Source organism: Robertmurraya kyonggiensis (genome assembly GCF_005116465.1).
Lineage (GTDB): Bacteria > Bacillota > Bacilli > Bacillales > Cytobacillaceae > Robertmurraya > Robertmurraya kyonggiensis.
Genome location: NZ_SWBM01000003.1, coordinates 312,719 through 339,715, shown reverse-complemented (window position 1 = coordinate 339,715; position 26,997 = coordinate 312,719). Strand labels below are relative to the sequence as shown.

25 protein-coding genes and 1 pseudogene are annotated in these 26,997 nt (G+C 38.9%); 23 read left to right on the top strand and 3 right to left on the bottom strand.

Going from position 1 to position 26,997, the window contains the following annotated elements; all coding sequences use genetic code 11:
• Window positions 1-11 precede the first annotated feature (11 nt).
• The 6 genes from FA727_RS15440 to FA727_RS15415 all read left to right on the top strand — a co-directional run bounded on the left by FA727_RS15440 (window position 12) and on the right by FA727_RS15415 (window position 7,972).
• A complete protein-coding gene (locus tag FA727_RS15440; protein ID WP_136832298.1) occupies window positions 12-1,277 on the top strand; it encodes an ABC transporter substrate-binding protein in 1,266 nt (421 codons plus the stop codon).
• A gap of 108 nt (window positions 1,278-1,385) precedes the next feature.
• Complete coding sequence (locus FA727_RS15435) at window positions 1,386-2,270, top strand: carbohydrate ABC transporter permease (protein WP_206663845.1); 885 nt, start codon at window positions 1,386-1,388, stop codon at window positions 2,268-2,270.
• A gap of 15 nt (window positions 2,271-2,285) precedes the next feature.
• Entirely contained in the window at window positions 2,286-3,092 is an 807-nt protein-coding gene (locus FA727_RS15430) for a carbohydrate ABC transporter permease (RefSeq protein WP_136832296.1), read from the top strand.
• A 30-nt stretch (window positions 3,093-3,122) separates the two neighbouring features.
• Window positions 3,123-4,307, top strand: coding sequence for a DUF4185 domain-containing protein (locus FA727_RS15425; RefSeq protein ID WP_206663844.1), 1,185 nt, complete (start codon window positions 3,123-3,125; stop codon window positions 4,305-4,307).
• A 285-nt stretch (window positions 4,308-4,592) separates the two neighbouring features.
• A complete protein-coding gene (locus tag FA727_RS15420) occupies window positions 4,593-5,906 on the top strand; it encodes a homocysteine synthase (protein WP_136832293.1) in 1,314 nt (437 codons plus the stop codon).
• Window positions 5,907-6,142: 236 nt separating this feature from the next.
• Window positions 6,143-7,972 carry a carbon starvation CstA family protein gene (locus FA727_RS15415; RefSeq protein WP_136832291.1) on the top strand — a complete coding sequence of 610 codons (1,830 nt, stop codon included), beginning with the start codon at window positions 6,143-6,145 and terminating at the stop codon, window positions 7,970-7,972.
• A 54-nt stretch (window positions 7,973-8,026) separates the two neighbouring features.
• Here FA727_RS15415 and FA727_RS15410 read toward each other — a convergent pair whose 3' ends face one another.
• A complete protein-coding gene (locus FA727_RS15410; RefSeq protein WP_136832289.1) occupies window positions 8,027-9,502 on the bottom strand; it encodes a DHA2 family efflux MFS transporter permease subunit in 1,476 nt (491 codons plus the stop codon).
• 197 nt (window positions 9,503-9,699) lie between these two features.
• Between FA727_RS15410 and FA727_RS15405 the strand changes: the two genes are divergently transcribed.
• The 7 genes from FA727_RS15405 (at window position 9,700) to FA727_RS15375 (ending at window position 16,099) form a co-directional block, all read left to right on the top strand.
• Window positions 9,700-10,239, top strand: a complete 540-nt coding sequence (locus FA727_RS15405; RefSeq protein WP_136832286.1) for a TetR/AcrR family transcriptional regulator — start codon at window positions 9,700-9,702, stop codon at window positions 10,237-10,239.
• Between the two features lie 409 nt (window positions 10,240-10,648).
• A complete protein-coding gene (locus FA727_RS15400) occupies window positions 10,649-11,029 on the top strand; it encodes a LysM peptidoglycan-binding domain-containing protein (protein WP_246041912.1) in 381 nt (126 codons plus the stop codon).
• An 89-nt stretch (window positions 11,030-11,118) separates the two neighbouring features.
• On the top strand, window positions 11,119-11,718 hold the full coding sequence (locus FA727_RS15395; protein WP_136832284.1) for a pyroglutamyl-peptidase I: 600 nt from the start codon (window positions 11,119-11,121) through the stop codon (window positions 11,716-11,718).
• 183 nt (window positions 11,719-11,901) lie between these two features.
• Complete coding sequence (locus FA727_RS15390; protein ID WP_158318884.1) at window positions 11,902-13,608, top strand: methyl-accepting chemotaxis protein; 1,707 nt, start codon at window positions 11,902-11,904, stop codon at window positions 13,606-13,608.
• A 25-nt stretch (window positions 13,609-13,633) separates the two neighbouring features.
• The gene (locus FA727_RS15385) at window positions 13,634-14,695 is read left to right on the top strand and encodes a sugar ABC transporter substrate-binding protein (protein WP_246041911.1); all 1,062 of its coding nucleotides are present in this window, start codon (window positions 13,634-13,636) and stop codon (window positions 14,693-14,695) included.
• 83 nt (window positions 14,696-14,778) lie between these two features.
• Complete coding sequence (locus tag FA727_RS15380) at window positions 14,779-15,144, top strand: DUF488 domain-containing protein (protein WP_136832282.1); 366 nt, start codon at window positions 14,779-14,781, stop codon at window positions 15,142-15,144.
• Window positions 15,145-15,265: 121 nt separating this feature from the next.
• Complete coding sequence (locus FA727_RS15375; RefSeq protein WP_136832280.1) at window positions 15,266-16,099, top strand: undecaprenyl-diphosphate phosphatase; 834 nt, start codon at window positions 15,266-15,268, stop codon at window positions 16,097-16,099.
• 334 nt (window positions 16,100-16,433) lie between these two features.
• On the opposite strand, the gene FA727_RS15370 is transcribed toward FA727_RS15375, so the two are convergent.
• Both FA727_RS15370 and FA727_RS15365 read right to left on the bottom strand, forming a co-directional pair.
• Entirely contained in the window at window positions 16,434-17,264 is an 831-nt protein-coding gene (locus FA727_RS15370) for a DegV family protein (RefSeq protein ID WP_136832278.1), read from the bottom strand.
• A gap of 50 nt (window positions 17,265-17,314) precedes the next feature.
• Window positions 17,315-17,809 carry a L,D-transpeptidase family protein gene (locus FA727_RS15365; RefSeq protein ID WP_136832276.1) on the bottom strand — a complete coding sequence of 165 codons (495 nt, stop codon included), beginning with the start codon at window positions 17,807-17,809 and terminating at the stop codon, window positions 17,315-17,317.
• A gap of 137 nt (window positions 17,810-17,946) precedes the next feature.
• Between FA727_RS15365 and FA727_RS15360 the strand changes: the two genes are divergently transcribed.
• The 10 genes and pseudogenes from FA727_RS15360 (at window position 17,947) to FA727_RS15315 (ending at window position 26,975) form a co-directional block, all read left to right on the top strand.
• Window positions 17,947-18,318, top strand: a complete 372-nt coding sequence (locus tag FA727_RS15360) for a hypothetical protein (RefSeq protein ID WP_136832274.1) — start codon at window positions 17,947-17,949, stop codon at window positions 18,316-18,318.
• A 41-nt stretch (window positions 18,319-18,359) separates the two neighbouring features.
• A complete protein-coding gene (locus FA727_RS15355; RefSeq protein WP_136832273.1) occupies window positions 18,360-19,337 on the top strand; it encodes a cation diffusion facilitator family transporter in 978 nt (325 codons plus the stop codon).
• 209 nt (window positions 19,338-19,546) lie between these two features.
• The gene (locus tag FA727_RS15350) at window positions 19,547-20,545 is read left to right on the top strand and encodes an ROK family transcriptional regulator (protein ID WP_194138543.1); all 999 of its coding nucleotides are present in this window, start codon (window positions 19,547-19,549) and stop codon (window positions 20,543-20,545) included.
• A 25-nt stretch (window positions 20,546-20,570) separates the two neighbouring features.
• Window positions 20,571-21,791 (top strand): MFS transporter, encoded by a 1,221-nt coding sequence (locus FA727_RS15345; RefSeq protein WP_136832269.1) that lies wholly within the window; start codon window positions 20,571-20,573, stop codon window positions 21,789-21,791.
• A 51-nt stretch (window positions 21,792-21,842) separates the two neighbouring features.
• Entirely contained in the window at window positions 21,843-22,223 is a 381-nt protein-coding gene (locus FA727_RS15340) for a VOC family protein (RefSeq protein WP_136832267.1), read from the top strand.
• Window positions 22,224-22,379: 156 nt separating this feature from the next.
• Window positions 22,380-22,619 (top strand): annotated as a pseudogene (locus FA727_RS15335) (HAD family hydrolase); the annotation flags it as partial.
• 138 nt (window positions 22,620-22,757) lie between these two features.
• Entirely contained in the window at window positions 22,758-23,924 is a 1,167-nt protein-coding gene (locus tag FA727_RS15330; RefSeq protein ID WP_206663846.1) for a TraB/GumN family protein, read from the top strand.
• A 251-nt stretch (window positions 23,925-24,175) separates the two neighbouring features.
• Complete coding sequence (locus FA727_RS15325) at window positions 24,176-25,135, top strand: VanW family protein (protein ID WP_136832262.1); 960 nt, start codon at window positions 24,176-24,178, stop codon at window positions 25,133-25,135.
• Window positions 25,136-25,480: 345 nt separating this feature from the next.
• Window positions 25,481-26,650: a pyridoxal-phosphate-dependent aminotransferase family protein gene (locus FA727_RS15320; RefSeq protein WP_136832260.1), complete on the top strand. Its 1,170-nt coding sequence runs from the start codon at window positions 25,481-25,483 to the stop codon at window positions 26,648-26,650.
• Window positions 26,651-26,744: 94 nt separating this feature from the next.
• Window positions 26,745-26,975: an excisionase family DNA-binding protein gene (locus FA727_RS15315; protein WP_136832258.1), complete on the top strand. Its 231-nt coding sequence runs from the start codon at window positions 26,745-26,747 to the stop codon at window positions 26,973-26,975.
• The last annotated feature ends 22 nt before the right edge of the window (window positions 26,976-26,997 follow it).

The following is a 26,997-nucleotide window of genomic DNA, read 5'->3' as shown; positions in this document are numbered from 1 at the left end:
GGGGAAATGAAATGAAGATTTGGAAAATGTTTTCGATTTTTAGTATCATTTTAATCCTTTTATTTCAAGCAGGCTGTAGTGATTCTTCATCAACAGGAGAAGAAGATGGCGTTGTCACATTGAAATTTTGGGATATGCACACTGATGCAGAAAAGGCATTTTTTGAGGAGCTAGTGAAGGAGTATAATGCGGCTAATGAAGATAAAGTGAAAATTGAATATACCGCATTTAATCAGAGTGATTACTCCAACACCAAATTGCCAGTAGCCTTTGCAAATGATGAAGGGCCAGATGTGTTCATGGTAAGCCCTGGCGACTTCACAAAATATGCTGAATCTAATATTCTTGCAGACTTAAATTCCTATTTTCCAGAAGGTGCAAAGGAAGATTTTCTTCCAGCGTCTATTGAAGCTGTCACTTACGATGATAAAGTCCTTGCCCTACCATATGAATTAGAGTTACTTGGGTTATATTACAACAAAAAAATGCTTGCTGATGCTGGTGTTGAAGTGCCAAAAACCTGGGATGAATTGAAAGCAGCAGCAGAAAAATTAACAACTACAGATGTAGCAGGACTTGTTTTACCAACAGATAAAGCAGCATATCTGAACTTTATTTGGTATCCATTCTTATGGCAGCAAGGTGGAAATGTGTTAAATGAGGATGGCACAAAGTCTACATTTAATTCACCTGAAGTTGCAAAAGCGTTGGATTATTGGGGTTCCTTTTTCCAAGATGGGCAAGCACCTTCTAAATTACAGTACGGTCCTTGGGATGCTGGGAATTTAGGTACCGGTAGTGCAGCAATGTCCATTGTCGGTACATGGTTAATTCCTGTTTTAGAAAAAGATTATGCAGATACTGAATTTGGTCTTGCACCAATTCCTGTTCCAGAGGGTGGAAAGCCTGCAACAGATGCTGGCGGTTGGAAAATGGCTGTTAACGCCAATAGTGAGCATGTCGATGAAGCAGCAAAATTTATTATGTGGTGCTTTGCTGAAGATAAGTCTCGTCCATTAAAATGGGCAACTGAAGTCAAGTTTGCTTACTCTCCAAGAATCTCTGTTGTCGAAGAAGGAAAGGCAATTTACGATAAAGGATTGCGCAAAGTCTTCACTGAAGAAATCTATGATTCTGCGATTCCAGAACCACGTTTTGGTCCAGAAATTGTAGATGCAGTAGGAGAAGCGATGCAGCAAGTTATGTTTGGCAATGTTTCTGGTGCGGACGCAGCTGAAGAAGCGCATAAGAAAATTGAAGAAGCATTAAGTAAATAATCTTTTTCGGAAAGTTCGGTGGCTTAAAAGATAGTCTCCCGGACTTTCCTATCACTATGAATTTGGATATCTATCTGATACCTCGATATCGACGAGGAGGACAAAAAGATGAGGCGTAAGGGAATGAAAAGAAAATTAAATGAATCCTTAACCGCATACGGTTTCCTGTTGCCGAACTTGCTCGGTTTGACCGTATTTGTGTTTGTGCCTATGGTATATGCCTTTTACGTGAGCCTTCATGATTGGAACGCCCTATCACCGAAGGTTTTTATAGGCTTTGAAAATTATAAAGAGATGGCTTCAGACAAAGAATGGTGGAAATCTGTTAATCGAACATTTATTTTCACTGTTATTTATGTCCCTCTTTTGTTCGCAGGCTCTCTTTTCTTTGCTGTCATGTTGAATAGTATGAAGCAAAGATTTGTAGGGGTGGCGAGAACAATGTTTTTGCTACCATTTGCGATAACGTCTGTTATTTCAGCCGTTATTTGGATGTTTTTATATGATCCACGTCATGGTTTCATCAATCAATTTTTTGATTTGTTAGGCTTACCTAAGCAACAGTTTTTAGGTTCAACCGATCAGGCATTGTTTGCGATCATTGTCGTTATTTTTTGGATCAATCTTGGCTATAATATGATGATTTTCTTGGCTTCGATTAAAGAAATTCCGTTAGATTATTATGAAGCAGCTAAGATAGATGGAGCAACGGGTTGGAAAGCTTTTTGGAATATTACGTTCCCATTGCTTCGCCCAACAAGTATTTTTATTTTGGTCGTGACAACTATTGGCTCTTTCCAGGTGTTTGACCAAATCATGGTTATGACAAAGGGAGGACCAGCTAACTCAACGATGGTTAGTGTCCTTTATATATACAAGCAAGGTTTTGAATTTTTAAATATGGGATATGCATCTGCACTCGCGGTTGTCTTATTCTTGATAATTTTTGTTCTGTCATTAGCTCAACTTAGATTGTATACGAAAAAGGATTAGGAGGTGCCAAACAGCATGGGAAAAAATAAAACGATTTTAACTGTATTTATATTTGCATGTGGATTACTCATCATTCTTCCTATCTTTTTCTTAGTATTCTCTTCTTTCAGAGCACCGGAGGATGTTTTCAAGCTTAGTCTTAATTTAGGTAACTTAACTTTAGATAACTTTAAGGCGGTCCTTGAAACGAATATTTTAAGGGCGATATGGAACTCATTAGTGGTATCGGTGACGGTAACGGTCGTTGCCATGCTTTTTCATGCGATGAGTGGCTATGCTCTGGCACGTCTGAATTTTCCGGGTAAAAAATTTGTGTTCGGCTGGATGATTAGTACGATGATGGTTCCTTTTACTGTCATTATGATTCCACTTTACATGGTCACAAAAAATTTAGGACTAGCCAATTCTTATGGCGGGTTAATCATCCCGATGATCTTTAACGCATACGGAATTTTCTTATTCCGTCAGTTCTATCAGGATTTTCCGAAAGAATTGGAGGAAGCCGCTTATGTAGAAGGGCTATCGATAGCCGGAACCTTCTTCAGACTCGTTCTACCATTATCAAAGCCTATGATTATTCCGTTAACGATTGGATTTTTTACGGCAAACTGGAACAACTATTTATGGCCGCTCATTATAAATCAGAAAGAAGAACTCATGGTTGTACAGGTCGCCCTCGCCAATATTGTTGGTGGTGGATACGAAACAGCCTGGAGCATTGTACTTGCAGCTGCATTATTGAGTGCAATTCCGACATTCATCGTCTTCTTCTCGATGCAAAAATATTTGGTTGATGGCATTAAGATGTCTGGTATCAAGTAGCTTCTAAAATACATTCTAGGGTGGATTATGATGAAAATAAAATGGGTTGCTTGCATTGCTATTATTCTAGTAATTGGGGTGGTACTATTGCAGAAGCTGAATGGGAGTCAAATAAAAGAAGCGACCGTACCTGAAGAAAGTACTTTTTTCAGCAGTGCAACGATTGAAGAATCGGATACATACAACACGCAAACACAAGGTGATTTATGGCCATCCTGTTGGGCTGACGATGATGCACTTTATGCGGCAAATGGCGATGGCGACGGATTTACGGTAGGGCAAGGGAATGTGGTGAATGTTCCACCGAACGGAGGAAGCTCGTATTTTAATGATATTGCGGTTAGTAAAATCAACGGAAAGCCTGAAGAACTCACTGGCGAAACGATTTCGAAGGGCGAGCAAATCGGGCAAATTTGGAATAACCCAGTTGGTTATAACCGGAAGCCGACAGGCATGGCATGTGTCGGTGGCGACCTTTACTTAGCTGTACAGGATTTAAGTAAGGATTTTAATGATGTTCCAGCTGCAACGATTGTGAAATCAACAGATAAAGGGAAAACTTGGACGTGGGATAAAACTGCGCCAATGTTTGACGAATATCTTTTTACTACTATTATGTTTTTAGATTATGGAAAAGATTATGAGGACGCGATTGATGAATATGTCTATGCCTATGGGTTGGACTATAACTGGCGCGATTCCTTCAATGACCGTGTGGAAGACCCGAAAGATCTTTACCTTGCAAGAGTGCCGAAAACAAGTATTCAAGACCGCTCGGCATGGGAGTTTTATGCCGGCATAAAGGGGAAAGAACCAACTTGGACGAAGGAAATTAAAGAAAAAGTATCGGTACTTCACGATGAGCGCGTATTATACAAAGATGCTGAAGTTACACCGAATAATTTAACGGTTATCTCACAAGGTAGCGTCGTCTACAATAAGCCTCTTGACCGCTATATTTACACATCTTGGACGGAATATACATTTGAGTTTTATGAGGCACCAACCCCATGGGGTCCATGGAAGTTATTTTTATCAGAAGACTTTGGTCAATATCCATGGTCTGACACGCATAACGGTGGTTATGGGGTAACGATTCCATCGAAATTTATAAGCGAGGATGGGAAGACGATGTATGTTCAGTCCAATACATTTATGGGCGGGGCAAATAATTACAATTTCTCGTTGCGAAAGCTGCAAGTGGATACGAAATAGATGGAGTTTAATGTCATTCGTTGTGAGTATTGCTGCCCGGTATCTTGAAAGAGATATCGGATGGTTGAGACAGGGCACCAGGGATTCAGCTGTCATGAATCTGTGGTGTCTTTTGTTTTGAAATCTCTCACTCTAAAGCATTGGTAGTTTACTTTGATAAAAAGAATATTTTTCAGAATAATCGGATATTAAAATTGACAACAAGCCCTATCTCTAGGTATATTGTTTTTAACCAATAAAACTCATTGGTTTTGTCGGTTTAAAAATGAAGTGGAGGAATGTACCATGTCAAATGAAAAAGAACTAAGATTAGAGACAAAAGCCGTTCACGCAGGGCAACAACTTGATCCAGCTACATTTTCTCGTGCAGTACCCATTTATCAAACGACTTCATTTGGCTTCAAGGATAGTGAACACGCTGAAAGTCTATTCAATCTTAGCGAGAGCGGGTATATCTATACGCGAATTATCAATCCTACCACCGATGCATTTGAACAAAGGGTAGCCGCTTTAGAGGGGGGAGTAGGAGCACTTGGTGTTGCCTCTGGGCAAGCTGCGACTACACTCTCGATTCTAAATATAGCGTCTAGTGGAGACGAAATCGTCTCTTCAAGCAGTCTATATGGCGGAACCTATAATTTATTTTCTACCACATTCGCTAAGTTTGGAATCAAAGTCCATTTTGTTGATTCTGAGGATCCTGATAACTTTAGAAAGGCTATTACGCCAAAGACAAAAGCGATATTTGCTGAAACAGTGGGGAATCCAAGAGGCGATGTACTCGACATTCAGGCAGTGGCGGATATTGCTCATGAAAACGGAATTCCTTTAATCGTCGATAATACGATACCGAGTCCATATTTATTAAGACCAATCGAGCATGGGGCAGATATTGTCGTCCATTCGGCGACGAAGTTCATTGGTGGGCATGGTACAGCGATTGGTGGTGTGATTGTTGATAGTGGGAAATTCGACTGGGCTAAAAGTGGTAAGTTTCCAGGATTAACAGAACCGGATTCTAGTTATCACGGACTCGTCTATACCGATGCTGTTGGAGAAGCAGCCTATATTACAAAAGTGCGGGTTCAGTTATTGCGAGATATTGGTGCGGCTCTTTCACCTTTTAATTCCTTTTTATTATTGCAAGGCTTAGAGACGCTTCATTTACGATTACAACGACATAGTGAAAATGCGCTGAAAACCGCTGAGTTTTTAGAAAAGCATGAGTTGGTGGAATGGGTCAGCTATACCGGTTTAAGTAGCCATCCTTCCTACTCTTTAGCGAAAAAATACTTACCAAACGGGCAAGGTGCGATCTTAACATTTGGTGTGAAAGGTGGACGGGAAGCGGCTCGAAGATTAATTGATTCTGTTAAGCTTTTCTCTCATCTTGCTAATATCGGAGATTCAAAATCGCTTATTATTCATCCAGCTGGTACAACTCATCAGCAACTTACAGAGGAAGAACAGCTTGCAACAGGAGTAACTCCAGAGCTAATTAGACTATCAGTTGGAACAGAAGCAATCGAAGATATATTGTCAGATTTGGATACTGCTTTAAAAGCAAGCCAACAACCGGTTTCTGCTTCACGCGTTTGATATAAGAAGCATTGCATTCTCCCAAAAAAAAATAGTAGGTAATAGTTGGACGATCGGAAATAATCTTCTAGTTGAAGAGATTTCAGGATTGTCTTTTTTAAATTGAAACCCCTTTCATCTTAGAGAAACGACATGATAACTAAGCTTTATAGCATTTCATTCCATTCTGATAACATCTTAATCTCTATTTGGTATGATGTTAGCGAAATTATAAATAAATGAAGGGAGAGGATATCATGAATGCAATTTCTATTGTAATAGGAGCAATCTGTATTCTGATTATCGGCTATCGTCTTTATGGATATTTCTTTACGAACAAAGTATTGAAAATCAAAGATAGCGAGAAAACACCTGCTCATGAAATGAATGATGGGAAAGACTACGTTCCCACAAACAAATGGGTTACATTTGGTCACCACTTTGCGGCAATTGCTGCAGCAGGTCCGTTAGTTGGTCCGGTTTTAGCAGCACAGTTTGGTTATTTACCGGGTCTATTATGGCTTTTAATTGGAGCAGTAATTGGGGGAGCTGTACATGATGCAGTCGTATTATTTGCTTCCATGCGCCGTAATGGGAAATCGCTTTCAGAAGTAATGAGGGAAGAGTTAGGTCCAGTGGCAGGATTCTGTACGGGCTTGGCAATGTTATTCATCATTACGATTACAATGGCAGGACTTTCACTTGTTGTTTTAGGGGCACTTGAAAATAACCCTTGGGGCACATTTGCAGTAGGTATCACAATTCCAATTGCGATTTTGGTAGGACTTGCTTATAAACTCACAGGCAATTTATTGTGGACTTCATTAGTTGGTTTCATTTTATTAATGGTCGGTGTTTTCTGTGGTCCATTCATTCAGGACACAGCACTTGGAGCGTTTTTAACATTTGATCGTGATACATTGGCACTTATCTTACCTATTTATGCATTTTTTGCAGCGGCATTACCGGTTTGGTTATTGCTTGCACCGCGTGATTACTTAAGTAGTTTTATGAAAATTGGGGTATTTATTGCATTAATTATTGGAGTGTTCATTGTCAACCCAGTTATTGAATTCCCAGCAATTATTCCTGATTTCTTAAACGGTGGAGGCCCAATTGTGGCCGGTCCAGTATGGCCATTCGTATCCATTACAATTGCTTGTGGTGCGATTTCTGGTTTCCACGCTTTCGTTGGTTCTGGTACAACACCAAAAATGCTCAACAACTGGAACGACATTCGTGTTGTTGGTTTTGGTGCTATGCTAGTTGAAAGTTTAGTAGGTGTTATGGCATTGATTGCCGCAACAGCATTACATCCAGGTGACTATTTTGCTATCAACTCAGCGCCAGCAGTTTTTGCTACGCTAGGAATGGACACGGTCAACTTAGGAACACTTGCTGAAAAAATCGGTATGGACTTAGAAGGACGTACTGGTGGTGCGGTGACATTAGCGGTAGGGATGACGTATATTTTCACAGGCGTATCATGGTTTGAAAATCTATCTTCATATTTTTATCAATTCGTTATTATGTTCGAAGCGGTATTTGTCTTAACAGCGATTGATGCAGGTACACGTGTAGCACGTTACTTAATTCAGGACTTTGGTGGAAACTTATTCAAGCCTTTAAAACGGACAGAGTGGCTTCCAGGTTCTATTTTTGCAAGCGCTTTAGCGTGCTTTATGTGGGGATACTTGCTTTACTCTGGAGATATTAGCTCCGTATGGGCATTATTCGGCGTATCGAACCAATTAATGGCTTCTATTGGCTTGGTTTGTGGTGTGACACTCATTTTGAGAATTGCCGACAAACGTATCTATGCTTTAACTTGTTTGATTCCATTAGTGTATCTATATATTTCCGTGAACGTAGCTGGCTACTGGATGGTGAAAAATGTTTATTGGAACGAGGCGGCAGGTTGTTATTCTGTACTGAATGGTGTTCTATCAGTTATCATGTTAGTACTCGGCTTAATCGTTGTCATAGCTGCTATTAAGAAGTGGGTAGAGCTATGGAATTCACCACGATATGTAAATGGGTTAGCTGTACACAAAATTGACCCAATTGAAGAGAGATCCGTAAGTTAATTAAACAGTTTAAGCGCCCAGAGAAAAAATTCTCTGAGCGCTTTTTTTATGGTGTTAGCTTTCTTCAGTTACCGTGTTTTGGTCAACAGCTTCTTTTTTCTTAGAAGCTTTCTTCGTACTTGGCATAATCAGGGTCACAATCAGTGCAAGAATGGCTAGAATCAGCGTAAAAGTATAGGCAACATTTGTCCCATGAATCGCAGAGTCTAAGGAAAGTTGAGCTTTTGAAAGGACATTGCCAGATTGCATCAAGTCTTCGGCATGATTTGTTGAACTCGTTGTCATGACTGTAATAATAAGAGCCGTACCAATGGCACCAGCTACTTGACGAACGGTATTCGTTACGGCAGAACCATGCGCATTGAATTCTTTCGGAAGTGCATTCAATCCACCAGCTGTGACAGGCATCGTTAAGAATGTTAAACCGATACGCAGGACAATTGTTCGAATCATTAAGTAGGTATAAGTTGTTGATTCACTTAAATCCGTAACTCCCCATAGGGCAGGTATTGTAAAAATGAGTCCAATAATCGCAAGCGGTTTTACCCCGACTTTATCTAATAAGCGACCAGAAACTGGTGACAATAAGGCATTTAATAAAGCGCCTGGAAGTAAAAGTAGTCCTGTTTCAAGGACGCTAAATCCTCTACTTGCTTGCAAGTAAATGGGAAGTAATATCATATCTCCATACATAATCATCGTAAGCAAAACATTGATGATGGCTGTCATCGTGAACGTTTTGTATTTGAAAACCTTCAGGTTGAGTAAAGGATCCGCTGAAGTAAGCTGACGGCGACAGAATGTGTATAGAAAAATGACACCAGCAACAATAAAGGTTAATACTAATACATCGCCCCAACCTTTATCCCCAGCCGTACTAAATCCATAAAGAAGTAAACCGAATCCTAGGGTTGAAAGAATAACGCTTGTGACATCGAGCTTTGCCTTTGACGGCTCTGAAACATTAATGAGAAATTTGAGTGAAAGTCCAATAACGATTGCGACCAGTGGAAGCATTCCAATAAATAACCAACGCCATGAAAGATGTTCGATTACGATACCAGCAAGAGTTGGACCAATGGCAGGTGCGAAAATCATTGCAAGTCCAATCATTCCCATTGCCGTACCACGGCCTTCCGCTGGATAAACAACAAGAACAACAGTCATTAGTAAAGGCATAATAATCCCAGCACCAGCTGCTTGAATGAGTCGTCCTGTTAATAAAAATCCAAATCCTGGAGCGGTAGCATTAATCAAAGTACCAATGAATAATAAGAGCATAGAAGCGATGAAAAGCTGTCTAGTGGAGAATCGCTTCATTAAAAAAGCAGTGACAGGAATCAAAATTCCATTCACGAGCATAAATCCTGTGGATAACCACTGAATAGTAGTTGCTGAAACATCAAATTGGTTCATTAAATCGGGCAATGCGACATTGAGTATGGTCTGATTTAGGATCGATAAAAATGAACCTAAAAGTAAGACGAACATTAGTAGTCCTCTATTTATAGGTGTTTTTCGTTCAGTCATATATTGTTGCACAATCCTTTCTTGTTGTATAATAATTTTACACGAAGTTGTTTAATTGATACCGTGTCAATAAAATACATATTAACATGTGAATAGTGAATATAGCCATTTACACTTTTAATGAAACTGTGGATTAATTGACGTTCCTGTGGATATCTGTTGAATAAGTAGAAAATGTTAGACAAAGGATGGATAAAATGTCTAGAAAAATAGATCCTCGTATTAAGCGGACAAAGAGATTGTTTAAAGAGGCACTCATTTCCTTGATTCAAGAAAACTATGATAAGAGCAAATTGACCGTTCAGACGATCGCGGAGCGTGCTGAATTAAATCGGGCGACGTTCTACTTACATTATCGTGATATCGATGATCTAATGGAGCAAACAATCAATGAAATTCTTGAAGAACTGCACGAAACCTTGAAAGGGGCAACTGAGGATGCTCATTTCACAAATGGAAGTAATCGTCTTGTTTCTTTCCTAGAGCATTTTTACCGAAATGCGGGACTTTATAATGTGATGTTGGAAAACAAGGATTTCCGTAAAAGAGTGTTTGCAATTTTGTTAGATATCGTCATCTATTGGTCTGAATATCGTAAAAAGAAAGGCCGTTCATTTAATGTGCCTAATGAGATTGTTGCAGCCTCCGTGCTCGGGATTGTAACTTGGTGGTTGGAAGAGGGAACCCCGTACAGTCCAAACTATTTAGCGAACTTTATTGTGGAGAGATTTAAATAAAAGGTACCATGGTTTTGGCTTTGAGGCTGAATCCATGGTGCCTTTATTGTAGGTGCTTTTGCAAAAGTCATGGATTTTCTGTTTATGGTTACGATGGTTAAGAAGATCTTCAGAAAAAGGGAATCATGAAGCGTTCATGGTAACGATAGTTAAGTAGTTCTACAGAAAAAGGGAATCATGAAGTGTTTATGGTGCCGATAGATAAGGAGTTTTTCAGATAAAAGTAACCATGCTCTCCACATAGTTATGATACTCTGTGCACCCTCTCTATAAACGCTACTATGTAGAAATTACTCCAACTCCGTCCAAAAAATTCCTAGCAAAACAAACAAACTATCCCTTAATTAGCACAGATGCCTATTTTTCGCATATTGTAAGGGTATCGGATAGCGAGAAAGGGGAGTTTGTGATGCACCATTTTGGACAAATGCCTAGTACCAACAATTTCGTTCGTCAGTGCGCTGAAAATCAATATCCTTACATCATTCAGCAAGGAGATACACTATTTATAATTGCATATCGTCTTGATACTACGGTTTCCAGCATTCTTCGAACCAATCGAGGACTTGATCCATACAATCTTCAGGTTGGACAAAGTATTTGTATACCAGCCTGTCCGCCAAATCATAATGCCTATATTATTCAAACAGGAGATACACTGTGGCGAATTGCTCAAACCCATGGTGTGACGATAAAAAGCATTTTAGAGGCAAATCCAAGTGTTGAACCGGACTATCTCCGTGTCGGTCAAAGGATTTGTATTCCAAACTGTGAAGTCTGTCTTAATTAAAAATGGAATTTTCGAAAAATTATTGTCGTCGTAATAGAGGACTGGCATAATGAAAGGAAGAATATCTTCCTTTGAAAGGACAATTGCTCATGAAATCTCTATTGCTTACAGGATTTGAACCATTCTTGAACTTTACTATTAACCCAACAATGCGCATTGTTGAAGAGCTTCATGGTCAAGAAATCGGAGATTACAAAATTCATAGTGAAGTATTGCCGGTCGATTTTGAAGTGGCCGGAAAAAAGCTCATTGAACACATTGACAAGATTCAGCCTGATGCTCTTATTTCTTTAGGTCTTGCAGGCGGTCGTTACAAAATCACGCCTGAACGGATTGCCATCAATATTAATGATGGGGCACCTGATAACAATGGGAATGTTCGAGTCGACGAGACGATTCAAACTGAAGGCTCCGAAGCTTATATGTCGACCCTGCCGATTCGAGCGATGGTCAATCGCTTATTGGAGGAAGGGCTCCCGGCAGAGATTTCGAACACAGCTGGAACTTATTTGTGTAACCATGTGATGTATCAAGGTTTGCACTATACGAAAAACATCCCATCTGGTTTTATTCATATTCCTGCATCCCACGAGCTTGCCATCCAGCACGGAAAAATCCCGAGCTGGTCTCATGAGGATTTGAAAAAGGGTATTATCGCTTGTATTGAAGTGTTGTCGGAAAATCTATAGAAGAAGGAACCACTTGCGGTTTCTTTTTTTTTTGATCTTTTTTATAGAAAATAACGAATAATTACTTACTTTACAAATATGTGAATTATGATGATTTTGGCTTAATAATTTTGTAATATAATTTATAGTTCTGTAAAATCATGGGTCTTTCGTATAGTCAAAATGAGATAAGGAGGTATTGTTTTGAGAAGTAAATTAAAATGGTCCAATATTAAAATTGGAGGAAAGTACGCAATTATTTTTTCATTCATCACTATTTTCTTCTTAATCGCGATACTTGTTACAGGAATATTTATTAAGAATTCTAGTGACGATATGGATGAAACATTGAAAAGAAATGAAGTTGCCACAAATTCAGCAGAATTGGTCACTTTGTTTCATGAGAAATACTTATTAATACCAGAATATCTTCTTCTTTCAGATGAGGAAAAACTGAATGAGTATTTAGAGCACAGTATTAGTTTTGTGAACACAGCTAAGGAGCTTAAGAAAGATTTAGAAGAGGATCAACTGAAGACTTTAAATCAAATTATCGAAAATAACCACGAGCTGGATGAATACTTCTTTAGCACTATTGTTCCTAAGGTTCAACAAATTAACACAGAAGAGTTTCAACAATTACAACAAGAAGCCAATAAGTTGAAAATTGAAACGGCTGAACTTGGGGACAAACTTGCAGATGCAGCAACAAAAATTAGTAAAGAAGAAATGAAGGCGGCAAAGAGTGATCTAGAAAAATTAATTTTAACCCTAGTAATTTCTACGATCTTCTCCATCCTTATCTCACTTATTCTTTTAGTGTGGATGAGTAGAAAAATTAGCAAGAATTTAAACGATATTGTTTTAAGAAGTAACGAGATTGCTAGTGGTCAATTGAATAGCGAGGAATTGAATTATATAGGGAATGACGAGATAGGGCAACTTTCTAGTTCTATTAATTCGATGGGTCAAAGCTTGCGTGAAATGATCTCGGAAATATCCAATGTATCAAGTGATGTTGATCGTCAAAGTGCTACAATGTTTGCGTCTTCTGAGGAAGTGAAACTTGGAAGCCAACAAATTGCAATATCGATTGAGGAAATGGCTAACGGTTCGAGTTCTCAAGCAGATAGTGCAGCAACGATATCGCAAAAAACAAATGAATTTACTGACAATATTTTAAAAGCAAGTGAGGGCAGTGAACAGCTTGTTCGTTTCTCTGATGAAGTTCTAAAGGCTGCTGTGGAAGGCGATCACCAAATGAAGGAATCGCTAGAGCAAATGAATGTGATCAATCATGTTGTGAATAGTTCAGTAGAGCAAGTTCAGAGCTTGGAAAACAAAACGCAGTCTATAACAGAGATCGTCGGTGTCATAAAATCAATTGCCGATCAGACGAATCTTCTTGCATTGAATGCTTCCATTGAAGCTGCGCGAGCTGGTGAAGCAGGTAAAAGCTTCGCTGTTGTGGCAACGGAGGTTCGAAAGTTAGCGGAGGAAGTCTCTAATTCTGTTGAAGGGATTTCATCTATTATTTTTACAATAAAAGAAGAAACTTCAAGAATGGCAGAAAACCTTCAATCTGGTTTTAGTGAAGTTAATAAGGGAACTAAGCAACTTGAAGGTACTGGTTTACAATTTGCAGAAATAAAAGAGAAGGTTTCTGAAATGTATTCTGGGGTAAAAATGATTTCTTCAACATTGACAGATTTCCAGCAGTCAAGCCAAGAAATGAATGAAAATATTGAAGATATTGCGGCAATTTCAGAGGAATCTGCTGCAAGTTCAGAAGAGATCTCAGCTGCGATCGTAGAACAAACAGCAGCTCTTGATACAATTGCTGGAAGTGCCAAAAATCTCACGGACATGGTTGAAAGAATGAATCAACTTATAAAGAAATTTAAGCTTTGAGATTAAGTTGAAAGGAGGGCATAGGATGAGTAAATTTAATAGGAAATATCTCTACATTTTCTGTATGGTTTTAATCACCTTTTTGGTAGTCGGTTGTACAGGTAAAGAGGTTAAAGAAACATCACAGAAAAAAGACATGAAGTTAATTACAGATGAAGAAAAGCCCTATATCGGATTTTTGATAGATACCTTGAAAGAAGAACGCTGGTACAAAGACAAGGCTTTATTTGAAGAACAAGTAAAAAGTCTAGGTGGAGAAGTGAAGACTTTAGCTGCCAATGGACTTGACGATGTTCAAATTAAGCAGGCTGAGCTCCTTATTGGAGAGGGAGTAGATGTATTGGTCGTAGTACCTCATGATGCGACAATTTCGGCTAAGATCGTAGAAATGGCCCATGAAGCTGGAATCAAAGTAATTTCTTATGATCGTTTGATTAAAGATGCTGATGTAGATTACTATATTTCATTTGATAATGAAAAAGTGGGAGAATTACAGGCTTCTGAAATTTTAAAGAAAACTTCGAGTGGGAATTTTGCTTATATTGGAGGTTCCGAGTCTGATAATAATGCTATTTTATTCCGTCAAGGTGCAATGAAGGTATTACAACCTCAAATCGATAGTGGAAAGATCAAGCTTGTTTATGATGAGTACACGGAAGAGTGGAAGCCTGATGTCGCCAAGAGCAATATGAAAAATGCTCTATCTAAAAATGGGAATAAAATTGACGCTGTTATAGCTGCAAACGATGGAACAGCAGGTGGCGTTATAGAATCGTTGGCTTCTGTTGGGTTAGCTGGTAAGGTTCCAGTATCAGGACAAGATGCAGAATTGGAAGGGGTCCGTCGAATCGTTAAAGGAGTTCAGACGATGACGGTCTACAAATCTATTAATCAACTAGCAACAGAGTCAGCTGAACTTGCCGTGAAAGTAGCGAAAAGTGAAGAGGTTAAAACAGAGAAAACGATTAATAACGGTAAATCCGATATCCCTTCGATCTTCCTTGAACCAATCGCAATTACGCAAGATAATATCCGTGACACGATCATCAAAGATGGTTATTTGACGGAAGAAGAAATATATAAATAAAATTTTATTGCCAGTCATGCCTAAAAAGTGACTGGTTTTTTTCATGTTTTTTCGTCTATTAATAATGGAAAGGAGAAAAAAACATGAATACCATTAAAATCAAAAGAATATACGAACCTTCATCAGAGCTCGATGGCTATCGAGTTTTAGTCGACCGGCTTTGGCCGAGAGGGATTAGTAAAGAAAAATCACAAATTGATGAATGGGCAAAAGAAATTGCACCAAGTACAGACCTGCGAAAACAATTTAATCATATGCCTGATTTCTTTGACGAATTTACGAAGAGATACGTGCTAGAACTTACGGATAATGTGCATAAAGAAGGATTTCTTTCACAGATTCGAGAACAGCTTGGGCAGAGAAATGTTACTCTTTTATACGCCGCAAAAAATGAATCAATAAACCACGCAATTGTATTAAAGGAATGGCTAGAATTCACTTTAGGATGAAAGGCTGAAGTTTAAGATTTTCGAGCAAAGGTAGTATTGAATATGCTACAATGCAATAGTGACAATTAAAAATGATGAGGTTAAAAGATAAATTTGAAACAAGTTAAGTCGGAGGTATGTAATGGATTTTATTGAACTTTTAAAAGCAATCATACTTGGATTAGTAGAAGGATTAACGGAGTTTGCGCCAGTTTCATCAACAGGTCATATGATTTTAGTTGATGATATGTGGTTGAAGTCAGTCGAGTTCTTAGGAAAATACCCTGCGAACACATTTAAAATCGTCATTCAGCTTGGTTCGATTTTGGCTGTCGTGATCGTATTTAAAGATCGTTTCATTGAAATGTTAGGGCTCAATCGTGTATTTAAAAAGGGACAAACTCATTCGGGAACACATTTGAAATTAACACATGTCATTGTTGGTTTGCTTCCTGCGGGAGTACTGGGTGTTCTTTTTGATGATTATATTGATGACTATTTATTTACAACTAAAACTGTATTAATTGGGTTATTTTTAGGAGCAATCTTCATGATCGTAGCTGACCTAATGCGCTCCAAAAATCCTAAAGTAGAAACAGTTGATCAAATCTCGTACAAGCAGGCTTTAACGGTTGGATTAATTCAATGTTTATCGTTATGGCCAGGATTTTCGCGTTCAGGTGCGACAATTTCCGGTGGGGTGTTAACAGGCTTGAGTCACCGTGCTGCAGCTGATTTTACCTTTATTATGGCAGTTCCAATTATGGCGGGAGCAAGCTTTCTGTCCTTGTTAAAGAACTGGGAGTACATCGAGGTAAGTGCGTTACCATTCTATATTGTTGGATTCATTAGTGCATTTGTGTTCGCGCTAATTTCCATTCGCTTCTTCCTAAAATTAATCAACAAAGTTAAGTTGATTCCATTTGCGATATATCGAATCGTCTTGGTTATTGTAATTTACTTCTTATACTTCTAATGCAAAAAAGCTGTTCGCAAAAGGTGGATTACGCCCTTTAGTGAACAGCTCTTCTTATGATTTTTGTTTTTTTTGAATCGTGTCTTCCTACTGAACTCATGCGGACATAGTTCAAGAGATTTCTGAAATTAGTGTCTTCATGAAGGGCCCATGCGGGCATAGTTCAAGAGATTTCTGAAATTAGTGTCCTCATGAAGGGTCCATGCGGACATAGTTCAAGAGATTTTTGAAATTAGTGTCTTCATGAAGGGTCCATGCGGACATAGTTCAAGAGTTTTTTGAAAATAGTGTCCTCATGCCGTCCTACTACGAATCTAGCTCACAAAAACCTTGCTCAAAACGAAACAATCATTCCATCCTTACCAGCGTAAGTACCCATTGTTGCACCCATGTAGTTCACAATTACCTCTTTCGGTCGAAACAAGCGAATCAATTCCTGCTTGAGCACTTCTGCCTCTTCTTCATTGCCAGTATGGGTAATGCCAATCGTCGTACTAGAAAAATCGCTACTTCTTTCTGCGATAATTTCAAGAACTCGTTTCTGGAACTTTTTCTTTCCACGGATCTTTTCTAAAATTTCCACAGTTCCGCCATCTGCTCTTTCCAAGATAACCTTAATGTTAAGGATTTTCGCCAGTGAGCCTTGGAATTTGCTCAATCGTCCACCTTTAACGATGTTTTCCAACGTGTCTAATAGGACAAGGATATTCATGTTTTCTCGAAATTCAACTAGATTTGCCACGATATCATCCATCGAACTTCCAGTCTCCGCAAGCTCAGCAGCACGAATCAACTGTAGTCCATGCCCTAAGGAGCCTGCTAAAGAATCAAAAACAGTTACGCTTGCACGACCAGATAATTCTTTTCCCATGCAGGCAGATTGATATGTACCACTTAACCCAGAGGATATCGTGATACAAAGTAATTCTGTCTCCGGATCGAAGTTCGAGAATGCCTCCGCAAATGCGGCAGGAGAAGGTTGCGATGTTTTCGGCAACTCGTCCGTAGCAAACATTTTTGCGAAAAATTCCTTCGGAGTTAGGTCTATTTTTTCATGATAGTCTTGTCCATTAATGGAGACGGTCAAAGGAACAACAGTAATATCATATCTTTTCATAATCTCCTCCGGTAAATCGGAGGAACTGTCCGTAATAATCTTGATCATTTTTTCACCTCTAACGATTGTAAAAACTACTTTTATTATAACAGGTGAGGTTAAGGATGTATCAAGACAGGTGTTCCGATGGGGATGATACTTGCTAGTTCTTCGACGTCATGATTATGCATACGAATACAACCTCTTGACACGGCGTGGCCAATCGAGCTTGGATCATTTGTGCCGTGGATGCCATAATGCTCTTTGGATAAACTCATCCACATCGTGCCAAAGGGGCCACCTGGATTCGGTGCCCTATTGATGACGATGAAATTTCCGGCTGGAGTATCATGGAGCATTCTTCCAACGGCAATGGGATATTGTTTCTGTTGGACGCCATCTTTTAGCAAAATGAGCCTGCGATTATTAATGGAGACATCAATCGTATAGGGAATTGTATGAATTGGAGGAAAGCCAGGAATGACAATTGATTGGCCAGTGTATATAACATTCGGATTAATAGATGGATTTGCACTCAAGATGGCAGCCAATGGCGTACGATAATCTCTTGCGATTTGGTTCAGCGTTTCTCCTAATTTCACAGTGTGGATCAATGTGGACACCTCCGCGTATATTCCATACATTGTATGCTTCGAAAATTTGGTCGTAACAATTAAAATAAAATCTATCGGTATACATGTTTTTTATGTATGATAGTTCTATAGTCTTAGTGAAAGTGTTGGGAGAACGAATGACAAAACTTTATGACATCAATATAGACTCAGAAAAAAAGATTTTATTTGTAAAAGTAAGTGGATTTTTTCAAGAGGAAGATTCCAAATTGTACGTGAGTGAGTTTCAAACGGCCGTGAACACAATCAATCCTGCAAACTATACTTTAATTGTCGACGGAAGAGGACAAGAGGCTATTGAAAGTCATGTTATACACGATCTTAAGTTTGCGTTACAATTGTATTCATCTGCTAATTTTAAGAAAATCATCATTGTCAATCCGATTTATGAATCATCAAAAGAGCAAGTGGAGTGTTGTGTTAAGGAAGTCAACTTCAAAGGGGAGTTTGTGAATTCTCTCGAAGAGGCACAAAGTATATTAAAAGCATAACTGGTTGAATACTATGCTTATAAAAGTACGTGGAGGAGAGTATGTCAAAAAAAGAAAGCTTATTAAAAAAAGGGAATAAATCATCCTTGATTGCTGCCATTGTGAATACCATTATAGCAATCGTCAAAGGAGTCGCTTACTTTTTTACCGGAAATGTAGCGATGTTTGCAGAAACGATGCACTCTTTAGGAGATGCAGCTAATCAATTTTTTGTATACATAGGAAGTGCATTAAGTAAAAAAATGCCGACAGACCGTTATCCAAATGGTTTTGGAAGGCTTGTTAATCTAGTCTTACTCGGTGCAGTCATTATTGTCGGAATTATGAGCTATGAAACCATTAAAGAAGGGTATCATCATATTTTCCATCCGACAGAATCAACAGGGGTTACCATCAACCTGACTGTATTAGCATTAGCTGTCATCTTAGAGTCTTTCGTTCTTTATAAGGCGATGAAAGAGGTTCTTCATGAAACGCATGTCGAGGCGAAAGGATTCGGAATTGTAACGGAAAGCTTTGGTAATTTAAACAGAGCGAAGCCAGCAACAAAGCTTGTATTTATGGAAGATTTCGTTGCAACACTTGGTGGAGTCATTGCGATTATCGGTATCTTACTATCTTATTTTGCTGGTTTTCATGCGGCTGAAGGAATTGCTTCTATTATCATCGGAGTGATGATGTTCTTTGTAGTCGGAAGGGTGTTCTTAGATAATGCCAAAGGTGCTCTTGGTGAAGCCGACGACGCTTTTGAAGAGGAAATTGCTGCTTATGTCCTTACAAATCCAGAAATAAAGGATATCCAAACCCTATTTGCGGTAAAAGAAGGGGAGGACTTTCATATTGAAATGAAGCTCGAAATCGATCCTAACTTGACCGTTCGTGAGGCAGGTAAAATTAAGAATCGGATTGAAGCAAAGATCCATGAAATGAAAGGTGTCACAGATGTCATCATCGAGTTTGTTGAGGATGACGGTGTGCTGAATGGCGAGTTTAAGCCGGAAGCGAATAAAATAAATTAGACATAATTCTGTATCTGGATAGGTAACGTAAAAAGCAGTGTGACTTCATAATTGAAATCGCCCTGCTTTTCATTTTTTTTGGAATATGCTATATTATTAATATCACTTATTAAAGAACTTTAATAAGTTTTTTGTTCGAGACTTATTAAAGATATTTAATAAGTTTATTTAAATAGGTGGTGACTCTTGTGAACCCAACTCCAAAATCGATGAGAGTGGAAATCCTTCGTGGAATTCGTAGAGCTCTTTTAGAACTTGGTAATGCAACAAAAGTTGAACTTAGTGAAAAATTGGGAATTAGTTTTCCTACAATTAGCAAATTTTTCTCCCAGATGGAAAAAGACGGTGAACTTATTTCAGTCGGCCTTGATGATTCTAGTGGTGGAAGAAGAGCGAAAAGATATACATATAATCCTGAGTATATGTTAGGATTGGCGATCTTTTTAGAGAAAACAGAGACAAACTATATTGTCTTTAACTGTATAGGTGAAATCAAAGATGCAGGAAAAGCTTCAAGTGTATTGGAAAACGATGATTTAAAATCATTAACCGAGTGTGTGGAAGAAATAAAAGAGAAATATCCTCAAATTAGTTCTGTATCCATCGGGGTACCTGGTTCCGTTAATAATGGACGAATCATCTATATACCAGGATATGAGCATCTTCAAAACTTTGATTTGAAGGGATACATGGAAAATCGTTTCAATGTACCCTTCGTAATCGAGAATGATATGAATGCAGCGGTGCTTGGTTACCACGATCGTAATGGAAGGATGAGAAATAACTCTCTTATCTATTTATATTCCGGTCAAAATGGCCCCGGTGCTGGAGTTATGGTAAATGGTGTTGTTGTTCGAGGGAGTACGAATTTTTCAGGAGAAATTTCATTCGTTCCACAATATGATGATCGAAATTTTGGTCAAGCTCTAAAAAACGAGGGCAAAAAAGTATTTGTTAGTAATGAATATGAGATTGATGCTATTAGTAGATTAATAGCTTCATTTGTCGCGATCATTAACCCTCACAAAATTGTTTTTTGCGATGATGAAGTAGACCAAATGATCATAGAAAAAATTGTAAATCGAAGCTCAAAGTATATTCCTACTGAACATCTTCCAGAGCTTCTAATGAGTGATTGGAAACAAGATTATTTATTTGGATTACAAAGACTTGGTCTTGATCTCATGATCAATGAAATTAGTAGATAAGAAAAAAATAAAAGCGAGGTTATTTATGGCTACGTACTTTTTGGTAATCATCTATTTGGCTTTTATCAGTTTAGGGTTACCTGATTCATTGTTGGGTGTGTCCTGGTCCTTGATGCAATCAGAATTTGGGGCGCCGCTTGAGACGGCTGGATTGTTATTTATGACAATTGCTGGCGGAACGATCATATCTAGTTTCATTAGCGGAGCAGTACTTAAGCGCTTTGGAACAGGTATGGTCACATTTATTAGTTGCTTAATGACGGCTGGAGCACTACTTGGTTTTTATTTTTCTCCCACCCTTATTTGGTTGTTTATTTTTGCTATCCCACTTGGATTAGGTGCAGGTGCAGTTGATTCGGGGTTAAACAACTATGTCGCTTCCCATTACAAAGCACACCATATGAGTTGGCTTCATTGTTTTTGGGGTGTTGGAGCTACACTTGGCCCGGTCATTATGGCTCAATTTATTTCAGGTAACCATTCATGGAGAAGCGGGTACCTTGCCATAGCTGGTCTTCAGTTTGTACTAGTTGTTATTCTTTTCCTTACTTTGCCTTTATGGAAAAAGGTTGCTGAAACCAGTAATGCTAACCTATCTGTTGAGCCAGAACATATAAATACTGCAGATTCGAAAATTCAAAAGCCCTTGCAAATTAGGGGTGTTAAATTAGTTTTGAGTGCTTTCTTGTTTTACTGTGGCGCAGAAGCAACCATGGGTCTTTGGGGAAGTAGTTTCCTAGTAAACGTGAAGGATTTATCCGTAGATGTCGCTGCAAAATGGGTTTCCTTATTTTACTTAGGAATCACGGTTGGAAGATTTATCACAGGTTTTATTACTTTGAAAATCGGAAACCGTACGCTCATTCGGATAGGGCAGTTATTAGCATTAGTTGGTGCTGCTCTTCTATTTTTACCATTACCAACGATTTTCTCACTAATAGGTTTCATATTGGTGGGGTTAGGATTGGCTCCAATATTTCCGTGTATGCTGCACGAAACGCCAATACGTTTTGGAAAGAAGCATTCAGGGGCCATAATTGGATATCAAATGGCTTTTGCCTATATAGGGAGCACGTTTTTGCCACCTCTTTTTGGTTTCGTGGCCGCGCACTCCACAATCGGAATCTTCCCATTTGTCATTGTGAGCTTTATTGCAGCCATGCTCTTGGGCACTGAAAAATTAAATGGAAAATTGAATAAGAACACTTTATTAAGTGGAAAAGAGAAAAACTCAACAGTGATATAATCATGCGCAATCATGATTAAGTTAAAACAATACTCAAGGAGTGAAACCGAGATGAAAATAGAGCATGTGGCAATATGGGTTAAAGACATAGAAAATATGAAAACGTTTTATGTTACGTACTTTAATGGAAAAGCAAATTCAAAGTATCATAATAAAGATAAACAATTTGAATCCTATTTTCTAACATTTGATGATGGTGCACGCTTGGAGTTAATGCGTAAGTTCGGTATTGATAAGAAAGATCAGGATGACCGGATCGGCTGGGCTCATATTGCTATTTCCCTAGGGAGTAAGGAATCCGTCGATCAGATGACAGAGCGTTTACAAAATGATGGTTACCGCCTTGTAAATGGTCCACGTGTTACTGGAGATGGCTATTATGAGAGTGTAATAGAAGATCCTGAAGGCAACCTCCTAGAATTGACTGTCTAAGATTTGTAAGTAAGATTTGGCAAGTATCATAAAAAATAGAATTCAAGTTTAGGAGGAAATGAGATGATTAAGCTTGTTTTAACGGATATGGACGGAACTTTCTTGAATAATAGTGGTGACTTTAACAGAAAGCTATACAAAGATGTAAAACAGATCAAGGGGACTACTGTTGAACACTTGCAGCAATTATTGAATGTAACACCCGAAGAAACAATGGCTTTCGGAGATGGTTATAATGATTTGGAACTTATGACTCGTGCTAATTATAGTTTTGCGGTCCGAAATGCCGTGCAGGAACTAAAAGAAGCAGCGAATTTTATTACTCGTTCAAATGAAGAAGATGCTGTAATGAAAACAATTATCCCAATGTTATACTTACAAGAAAAAATACAGTAATTACTTTGTGAATTGAAGCATTCGGTGCGATATGGCTCCGAGTGCTTTTCTTATATACTTTCATATCGATTCAAAAAAGATTAGTGTATAATGTAGAAAAGCAGGAGAAATGTGCCAAAAGGAAGGTAATCTATGTCTTTGGAAAATGAAAACATTACAAGAATTGTTTTAGATGAAAAAGAATACATACTAATCGGTACGGCTCATGTATCTAAACAAAGTGCGGAGCTTGTAAAAGAGGTCATTGAAGCAGAACAACCAGATTCTGTTTGTGTCGAGTTGGACCAGCCACGATACCAGTCCATCATGGAAGGAAACAAGTGGAAGGATACCGATATTTTTAAGGTGATCAAGGAAAAAAAAGCTTCCCTACTTTTGATGAATTTAGCGATTTCTTCTTTTCAAAAAAGGATGGCGAAACAATTAGATATACAACCTGGTCAAGAGATGATTCAAGGGATTGAATCTGCAAAAGAAGTGGGAGCGAAGCTCGTTTTAGCGGATCGCAATATCCAAGTGACATTCTCTCGTATTTGGCATCAGGTAGGTTTTTGGGGTAAAATGCAGCTTTTAAGTCAAGTGATTGCGAGTATTTTTAGCAAAGAAAGCATTACCGAAGAAGAGCTTGAAAAGATGAAGAGTCAGGATATGATCAACTCGGTTCTGAATGAATTTACCGAAACCTTTCCTCGTCTTAAGAAGCCATTAATTGATGAACGTGATCAGTATTTAGCTCAAAAAATTAAAAAGGCTCCAGGGAAAAAGGTAGTTGCCGTTTTAGGTGCTGCTCATGTTCCAGGAATTAAAGAAGAAATAAAGAAGGAGCACGATCTGAAAAAATTGACAGAGCTGCCTCCTAAATCGAAGGTTCCACAAATTATCGGCTGGTCGATTCCGATTCTAATTGTGGCGATTATAGCCTTTACGTTTTTCTCAGATCCATCTGCCGGTCTACATCAGACAATCAGTTGGATACTTTGGACCGGTTCACTTTCCGCCATCGCTACAGCGATTGCTTTTGGACACCCGTTAGCGATATTGACTTCATTTGTCGCAGCACCAATGACAACGCTAAATCCAGTTCTTGCATCAGGCTGGTTTGCTGGAATTGTGCAAGCATATTTCAGCCGTCCAAATGTAGGAGATTTCGAGCGTTTAACAGAGGATGTTTTTAGCGTAAAAGGATTTTGGAACAATAAAGTAACCCGCGTTTTACTCGTAGTGGTTCTTTCCAACCTTGGAAGCTCCGTTGGTACCTTCATTGCCGGTGCTGATGTCATTCGATTATTTTTCAAACATATTTAAAAGTGCGAGTCTATTTCCAAGCGGGAGTAGGCTTTTTTATTTTGTGATTGTTCGTTAAAAATAAAACTTTATGCCTATATATCGTATTAATCCCTATTTTTCTACAAGATTCATCCTTCCACCTTTCCTCTGAATTAAGGAGGATGTCTCAAGGAATATGTGACTTAATCCCAGAATAAAATGGTAAATGGAAATAGATTCCTTTTTAAGTAACAAGCATATAGATAAATAAAAAAAGATGGGGAGAAAAAATGGGGAAACTTTTTTGGGGGTCATTTGTAGTTGCGATGGTTTTCGTAGTGCTTGTGGGGTGTCAAAAGGAAGTAAAAGTGGTTACCACACATAAAGTGTTGGCGGCTCAAACCTTAGAAACAAGGGCAATAGAAAAAGAACTGCCTGTTAGTATCGATGTGATCGATCCTTTTACAAAGGAAATTATTCGTTCCTTTGTTCCAAGAGAAATGCAATATGACGTGAATGAAGATGCGTTCCGAGACGAGCTTGAAGCGTGGGCGAAGGATTTAGCGAGTGGAACCGATGAAGCAAAGGGCTATGATCAGCGGATGGTTTTGGATCGAATTGGCGCAGATGGACAAATTATCAAAGGGAAACCAAGGGTGATCCTAAAGGAATCAGAACTAGTGGAAAGAGTATTGGCAGCAGTGGAAAAAGGAGGAACAGTTGAACTTCCTTTAGAAGTGCAGGAAAGTCAGTACAATCCTGAAGAAGCACAGAGTTTAAATGAAGTCGTTCTTGCCTCTTATACGACGTATTTTGATAGTAGTGTAATAGGAAGGGTGAAAAATATTGAGCTTTCGGCAGCTGCGATTAACAATGTGATTTTGGGAGTTGGAGATATTTTTTCCTACAATGAAGTGGTAGGTCCTCGTACAGTGGAGAGAGGTTACCAGAAGGCGATGGAGATTGTGAACAAGGAGCTAGTGGAAGGGATTGGGGGAGGAATCTGTCAAACTTCCTCCACGCTATTTAATGCGGTCGACCAAGTTGGTGTGGAGTATATTGAATGGCATCATCATTCGATTCACATCGGTTACGTCCCGATCGGAAGGGATGCAACTGTCTCTTGGGGAGGTCCAGATTTCCGATTCCAAAATAAAAAGTCCGTGCCGATGCTCATCAAAGCCTATGTCAACGGCGGTTCCATTACCGTAGAAGTAAGGACTTCGCAGGCGAATGCGAGTCAGTTATAGAAGGTTAGTAGATTTAGAGAGAGGGCTCTGGCCCTTTTTCTATTTGGATGTGGTACATTTCGAGAAAATACGAAATAGTTGTCTTCATGAAAGCCTCATGCGGACAGGTTTCACTGGATTCTTGAAATAGTTGTCTTCATGTCACTATCAAGGCCACTGAATACGTATCATTTTTAGAAAAAGGCAATTTTTTTAGTACCCAAAGGTCTACGCAAGTTAAAAATTATAAGTTCAACAAAAAGTGAATTTTTCAAAAAGATAGATAAAAACGCATGTTAGGAAGAGATTGGAAGTAGTATAATGTGTTTGTATACATAAATGAGAATGCTAGAGGAGGATGGGATTATGCGTAACAAAGAGATGCTTTTAATACCAGGACCTACACCAGTTGTCGATTCAATTTATGATGCATTATCAAGTGAAACTAGAAGTCATACGGATCCGAGATTCGTTGCCATCTACAAAAGCGCCATTGAAAAAACGAGACAAATGCTGAAAACAGACGGCGAAGTCTTCGTGATTTCAGGTTCAGGCACGATTGCCATGGAGATGGCCCTTGTCAATACAGTAGCTGCTGGGGAAAAGCTACTTGTGATTAGCCATGGCTACTTTGGAGACCGATTTATTAAACTGGGCCAAGCTTTTGGAATCGAAGTAGATGTCCTTCAGGCTGAATGGGGAAAGCAGGTTAACCCCGTAGAAGTTGAGAAAAAGCTTAGCGAAGGCAACTTTAAGGCAGTTACGATTACACATGCCGATACCTCTACAGGCGTTGCCGCTAATTTAAATGTTCTTGTACCTATTATCAAAAAAGCTGGAGCACTCGTTATCCTTGATGGAGTCTGTGCAACAGCAGCGATGGAAGAGGATATGAGCAAAACTTACGGAGATGTTGATGCTAAAATTGATGTTGTGTTAACTGGTTCTCAAAAAGCAATCGGCGTTCCACCTGGCCTAGCAATCATTGCTTTTAACCAATCTGCCTTAGAGGCAAGAGAAAAAATCGAGAGAGTACCAGCTTACTATTGTGATATATATAATTGGATGCCAATCATGAATGATCCATCGAAATACTTTGCGACACCACCCGTGAATCTTGTCTACGCTTTTGAAGAGGGCATGAGACTTGTTTTAGAAGAAGGAATGGAAAATCGCTATAAGCGCCATGCCGCTTATGGTAGAGCAGTACGAGCGGGACTTGCCGAATATGGAATGAAGGCCATCGCAGATGAAGAAGTAGCGGCTGCAACCTTGAGCTGCATTCTTTATCCTGAAGGCATTAACGATGCAGCATTCCGAAGTGCCCTTGCGGAAAAAGGATTGATTGTCGCTGGAGCATTAGCTCATTTAGCAGGAAAAGCGTTCCGCATGGGACATATGGGGAATACAACAGTCGAAATTCTTGAGCAAGCGATTGTTCTAATCGGTGAAACCTTAAATGAGCAAGGAGTTTCAGTAGATACGATCAGAGCCGTAGAAAAATTTCAGGAATATGCTTTAGCTGTGAAAAATTGAGGATTCCTCAGGAGTGCCATTACTTTACTGGTAATGGCACTCCTTTTTTGTTTTAATGAATGTGGTGAAAGATATTGGGATAGGAGCCAACGCTATGTACCTAACAGTTAAAGAAACAGCTGAATATTTATCAATTACTGAATCAGCTGTAAATGAACTTATTTTATCGAAAAAAATCCGTGCCCTCCACGATGGGGAGCAATACTTAGTCAATAAAGAGCAATTCAATACTCATCTAAAGCAAGTAGAGAAATACAAGGAACTCATCGAAGAAATTCTAAACGAGCCGATTCCTGAAGACATTGATATTAAAGATGAAGATTAATGTCCGGTACCAAAGGAGTCCT

Bases quoted from the DNA above. Each gene is read 5' to 3' on its own strand.
- FA727_RS15440 (WP_136832298.1), top strand. From the start codon at position 12: ATGAAGATTTGGAAAATGTTTTCGATTTTTAGTATCATTTTAATCCTT.
- FA727_RS15435 (WP_206663845.1), top strand. From the start codon at position 1,386: ATGAGGCGTAAGGGAATGAAAAGAAAATTAAATGAATCCTTAACCGCA.
- FA727_RS15430 (WP_136832296.1), top strand. From the start codon at position 2,286: ATGGGAAAAAATAAAACGATTTTAACTGTATTTATATTTGCATGTGGA.
- FA727_RS15425 (WP_206663844.1), top strand. From the start codon at position 3,123: ATGAAAATAAAATGGGTTGCTTGCATTGCTATTATTCTAGTAATTGGG.
- FA727_RS15420 (WP_136832293.1), top strand. From the start codon at position 4,593: ATGTCAAATGAAAAAGAACTAAGATTAGAGACAAAAGCCGTTCACGCA.
- FA727_RS15415 (WP_136832291.1), top strand. From the start codon at position 6,143: ATGAATGCAATTTCTATTGTAATAGGAGCAATCTGTATTCTGATTATC.
- FA727_RS15410 (WP_136832289.1), bottom strand. From the start codon at position 9,502: ATGACTGAACGAAAAACACCTATAAATAGAGGACTACTAATGTTCGTC.
- FA727_RS15405 (WP_136832286.1), top strand. From the start codon at position 9,700: ATGTCTAGAAAAATAGATCCTCGTATTAAGCGGACAAAGAGATTGTTT.
- FA727_RS15400 (WP_246041912.1), top strand. From the start codon at position 10,649: ATGCACCATTTTGGACAAATGCCTAGTACCAACAATTTCGTTCGTCAG.
- FA727_RS15395 (WP_136832284.1), top strand. From the start codon at position 11,119: ATGAAATCTCTATTGCTTACAGGATTTGAACCATTCTTGAACTTTACT.
- FA727_RS15385 (WP_246041911.1), top strand. From the start codon at position 13,634: ATGAGTAAATTTAATAGGAAATATCTCTACATTTTCTGTATGGTTTTA.
- FA727_RS15380 (WP_136832282.1), top strand. From the start codon at position 14,779: ATGAATACCATTAAAATCAAAAGAATATACGAACCTTCATCAGAGCTC.
- FA727_RS15375 (WP_136832280.1), top strand. From the start codon at position 15,266: ATGGATTTTATTGAACTTTTAAAAGCAATCATACTTGGATTAGTAGAA.
- FA727_RS15370 (WP_136832278.1), bottom strand. From the start codon at position 17,264: ATGATCAAGATTATTACGGACAGTTCCTCCGATTTACCGGAGGAGATT.
- FA727_RS15360 (WP_136832274.1), top strand. From the start codon at position 17,947: ATGACAAAACTTTATGACATCAATATAGACTCAGAAAAAAAGATTTTA.
- FA727_RS15355 (WP_136832273.1), top strand. From the start codon at position 18,360: ATGTCAAAAAAAGAAAGCTTATTAAAAAAAGGGAATAAATCATCCTTG.
- FA727_RS15350 (WP_194138543.1), top strand. From the start codon at position 19,547: ATGAGAGTGGAAATCCTTCGTGGAATTCGTAGAGCTCTTTTAGAACTT.
- FA727_RS15345 (WP_136832269.1), top strand. From the start codon at position 20,571: ATGGCTACGTACTTTTTGGTAATCATCTATTTGGCTTTTATCAGTTTA.
- FA727_RS15340 (WP_136832267.1), top strand. From the start codon at position 21,843: ATGAAAATAGAGCATGTGGCAATATGGGTTAAAGACATAGAAAATATG.
- FA727_RS15325 (WP_136832262.1), top strand. From the start codon at position 24,176: ATGGGGAAACTTTTTTGGGGGTCATTTGTAGTTGCGATGGTTTTCGTA.
- FA727_RS15320 (WP_136832260.1), top strand. From the start codon at position 25,481: ATGCGTAACAAAGAGATGCTTTTAATACCAGGACCTACACCAGTTGTC.
- FA727_RS15315 (WP_136832258.1), top strand. From the start codon at position 26,745: ATGTACCTAACAGTTAAAGAAACAGCTGAATATTTATCAATTACTGAA.